This is a genomic window from Streptomyces sp. x-80 (genome assembly GCF_046549095.1).
Classification (GTDB): Bacteria; Actinomycetota; Actinomycetes; order Streptomycetales; family Streptomycetaceae; genus Streptomyces; species Streptomyces celluloflavus.
In genome coordinates this window covers 1-3,903 of the sequence record NZ_JAJPWM010000058.1, presented here as the reverse complement: position 1 = coordinate 3,903, position 3,903 = coordinate 1, and the positions used below count along the sequence as shown (strand labels likewise).

General features: G+C 65.1%; 3 protein-coding genes and 2 pseudogenes. 2 read left to right on the top strand and 3 right to left on the bottom strand.

The genetic code is table 11. The features are described from left to right. A pseudogene (locus ACLJWH_RS41825) lies at positions 1-114 on the top strand (IS5/IS1182 family transposase); the annotation flags it as partial. Positions 115-367: 253 nt separating this feature from the next. Here ACLJWH_RS41825 and ACLJWH_RS41820 read toward each other — a convergent pair. From ACLJWH_RS41820 to ACLJWH_RS41810, 3 genes are all read right to left on the bottom strand, one after another. Beyond that, on the bottom strand, positions 368-901 hold the full coding sequence (locus ACLJWH_RS41820) for a hypothetical protein (RefSeq protein WP_411147050.1): 534 nt from the start codon (positions 899-901) through the stop codon (positions 368-370). A 459-nt stretch (positions 902-1,360) separates the two neighbouring features. Next, positions 1,361-1,570: a DUF397 domain-containing protein gene (locus ACLJWH_RS41815; RefSeq protein WP_411147049.1), complete on the bottom strand. Its 210-nt coding sequence runs from the start codon at positions 1,568-1,570 to the stop codon at positions 1,361-1,363. Continuing rightward, a complete protein-coding gene (locus ACLJWH_RS41810) occupies positions 1,567-2,403 on the bottom strand; it encodes a helix-turn-helix domain-containing protein (protein ID WP_411147048.1) in 837 nt (278 codons plus the stop codon). The genes ACLJWH_RS41815 and ACLJWH_RS41810 overlap by 4 nt, the downstream gene beginning before the upstream one ends. Before the next feature lie 528 nt (positions 2,404-2,931). On the opposite strand from ACLJWH_RS41810, the pseudogene ACLJWH_RS41805 reads away from it, so the two are divergent. Further along, positions 2,932-3,779, top strand: a pseudogene (locus ACLJWH_RS41805) (IS5 family transposase); the annotation flags it as partial. Between the last annotated feature and the right edge of the window lie 124 nt (positions 3,780-3,903).

The following is a 3,903-nucleotide window of genomic DNA, read 5'->3' as shown; positions in this document are numbered from 1 at the left end:
GGATATCGGCGCCTCAACCACCGCTACGAACGGAGACCAGGCAACTACCTGGCCTTTCTCGGACTGGCAGCCGCCCTCTGCTGCTACAAGCGACTACTCAAGCTCACCATGTAGGACACGGCCTAAGGGCTGTCCCGTAATACCTGGTGGATCAGCGCGCGGCGTCAGATGCGGTGCATCGCAAGGCGGAGGAGCGTCCGCCTACTGGGTGTATGTGGACGTTCCGACAACGCGGCGAGGTGCCGTAGCTGTCGTCGCGCGCCCGCCAGATATGACGGGACAGCCCTTAGGGACCCCCGTAGGTTGCGCGGCTGGTGACGCAAGCGGCCAGCCCCGAGCACCCGCGAGGCTCGGATGTCAGCGTGTGTCAGTACGTGGTTGTCGGATAGCTGGCGTTGGCTTCGGTCTCTCCAGGCTTTGCAACGAATACCTGGTTGGCTTTTCTCCGGTACCGGCGCAAAAACCCAAAGCAGTCAACGGCGGGCCCGGTGGCGTCAGTGTGGGGCGCAACGCTGTAAATAGTTGCTCCCGCCGCTTCTTCGGCTTCGGCTGGTCCCTCCGCGATGAAGGCATAGATGTCGGAGTTGTTCCAGACTTCGACAACGGGGTTGGTGGCGCTCTCAGGTGCGGGTAGGGGCCTCTCGTCGTCGTAGGGGACGCCCAACGCCTGGTCGGCCTCGTCGACGGTGAGGCCCGCGTCGATCAGCCCTAGGGCGGTACCGTCCATCAGGCCAAAGCAGAGGTTGTTGAGGTGCAGAAGATCGCTCTTGCACTCACTGATGCTGGTGTACGTCGTCCAAACATCGACCGACGCTGCGTGGGCGGGGGCAGTCGTGAGGACGGTTCCGCTGATGAGCGCGGCCGTTGCGAGGATGGGGGCGAGGGCGTGTCTGACGCGCATATCTGCTCCTCGGGAGTGGCGCTGTGTGCCCAACCAAGGGCTTGCCCGGATCGTTCGAGCGACAACACAGAGTGCGCGAGCGGATGGGGGTGAAGGACGGGGCGCGCGGACGGGCACCGTGCGCTGGCATGTGCCTGACCCTCTTGGCCCTGACCATGCGCGTGCCGGGGCGGTGTGGGCGTGCACCCTGCCTGCATGCCCGGTAGACGGCTACAGGCGGGGTCGGATGGGTACGGACCCCACGCTGTGGAACCTGGTACCCGGCCGACGAGCCCTGGACTGCATGCGAATAAGGACAACACGCCCCGGCCGCCACGTGGGTACCGTCCAGCGTGCTCGTGTCCGCGTGATCAATCCCGGTCGGCGCGTCCGCGGACCGCTCGTCGCGTAGGCAGGGACGGCAAAGCCCCGTCGTCCCTGGTGATGGATGACGGGGCTCGCGGCCAAGTTGGGGAAGGGTCAGGCGTCGCCAAACTCTCCGGCCTTGACGCTGGCCACGAAGGAGGCGAACGCACCGGTGGGGAAGTCCAGAACCGGACCGCTCGGGTCCTTGGAGTCACGGACAGGGACGACGCCGCGCGAGACGACGAGGTTGGTGGCGAGCTCGACGCAGTCACCACCGTTGTTGCTGTAGGAAGACTTGAACCAACGGGGGGATTCGGTCGTCACGGGGAGCCCTTTCGCAACTGCTCGATCAAGGCCACTGATGCCGCCTGGGAGAGCGCTTCAGCCTGCAACTGATGGTAAGCCGTCAGCATGGGCAGCACAGACGTACTTTCTCGGTCCAGGTTCCCTTGAGCTTGGGACTCGGCGTAGCCGATTACGGACCGATCCGGCAGCGTCAAGAGGTTGACGGACAGGTCGAACGTGCGGCGCTCTCCTATCTCGCACGGTGCCACCTGTAGCAGCGTGTTCGGCAACTTGGCGAACTCAATCAGATGCGCCAACTGGGCACCCATGACGTCGGCCCCGCCGACAGGCCGACGGATACAGCTTTCATCCATGGTCACGAACATCATGGGTGGTCGAGGCCGCGCCAGCGCCGCCTGTCGCTCCACCAGGAACGAGACTCGGTCTTCGGCCTGTTCGGGTGTGATGGCGTCCCGCTGCACGGCGCTATCGGCCAGCACCCGCGCGTACTCCGGAGTCTGCAACAGACCAGGGATGATCCCCATGTTGTACAGCCGGATCTCCACCGCCCGGCCCTCGTGCTTGACGTACTCAGGGAAACCCTCCAGTAAGCCGTCGTACTTGATCTCGCGGTACTCACGCTCAAACGCGTCTGCTGTGCCCTTGATGCCGAACGCCCTGTCTGCGCTACGCGAGAACCGTAGGGTTGGAGACTTCCGACCATTCTCAATGGCTGACACGTGCACGCTGGAGTAGTCCATGCGGCTGGCCAACGCTTCTTGGGTCCAGCCGCGCGCCTCCCGCAGGCTGCGTAAACGCGCTCCGTAGGCAGCCTGACGTGAGGCGTCCGGGTTCAACTCGTTCCGATTCAAAGGCTGGTCACCTTCTTTCCGTCCCGATTCAGCAAGTTGAGAGACACCCAGGCATGGGCGACGCTGAACTTCCCTGGTAGTGGAAGCGCTACGGAGAGGAGCGGCCCGTGAGCCGTGAGCGCACTCCCCCCAACCCTCATCTCCGCAGCGATGCGGACGAACTACCGAAGCCCAACCGTGTACGTGGCGGCACGTCAGAGGTCAACGCCCCCGTGTCCCGACCTCACTTGCTGCTTACCGGGCGGTCAACGGTCTGGTTCTCCCCGTGGGCGCCGCTACCGATTGAGGTACCGCGCGGACCGTACACCGTGCCCAACCGGGCGACCCTGCGGAAGGTCGAGAACGGACTCCTCCAGCTCAAGCGGAGGTCTGATGAGCAGTGAAGACCCATTCCCGGCCCTGTACGTACCCGCGTTGGAGCCCGCGCCCCATTCGGAATGCCTCATCTGCACGGCAGCGGCACGAGCCCGTGATCGCGGTCACGAACTAGGCCGTGTCTCTTCGATCAGGTAGTTCGTTGTTCTGGGCATGCTCAGCAGGGGGGATTTGACTGACGTTGAGTGGGCGGCGCTGGAACCGCTGCTGCCGGTGAGCAACAACCGGTGCGGCCGGTGGCGGGATCACCGTCAAGTGATCAACGGAATCATTCACCGGCTCAGCACCGGGGTGCAGTGGCGTGAACTGCCCGAACGCTTCGGCCCATGGAAGACCGTCCACAAGCGACATTTGCTGTGATCGGCCGACGGCACTTGGGAGAGGCTCCTCCAGCACGTCCAGGCCGCTGCCGACGCCGAGAGCGACCTCGACTGGAACGTCAACGTCGACTCCACATCCGTGCGGGCCCACCAGCACGCCGCCGGCGCGCCCAAGAACCCGCCACCCACCCTACCCAGCTCCTCAAAGGGGGCGCCACAAAGATCAGTTCACCTGCATGCGCACATCAACCTGCGGCTCCTGCTGGTGCATCAGGCGAGGCCCTCGGCCGCTCCCGCGGCGGCCTGACCACCAAAATCCACGTCGTAGCGGAGGGCAGCTGCCGTCCGTTGTCTCTGCTCGTCACCCCGGGGCAGCGAGCGGACTGTACCCAGTTCGAACCCGTCATGGACAAGATCCGCGTTCCCCGCACAGGGCTCGGGCGTCCCCGCCGCACCCCGGACAGCGTGGGCGCTGACAAGGCGTACAGCAATCGCAAGATCCGCGCCTACCTACGCAAACGCGGTATCCGGCACGTGATCCCAGAGAAGAAGGACCACAAGGCCGCCCGCCTGCGCCGGGGGTCACGCGGCGGACGGCCCCCAGGCTTCGACAAGGCACGGTACAAAGATCGCAACACTGTGGAGCGAGCCATCGGAAAGCTCAAGCAGTTCAGGGCCGTCGGTGAGGTCGACTCGGGGCGCCCTGCTGGCGTCTCCGCCAGTGGGTTTCCCCGAGCCGCCTCCCGAACCCGGCGTGCCCGTCTCCGGGCACCGGGCTCTCCACAAATCCCGTTTCGGGATGTTC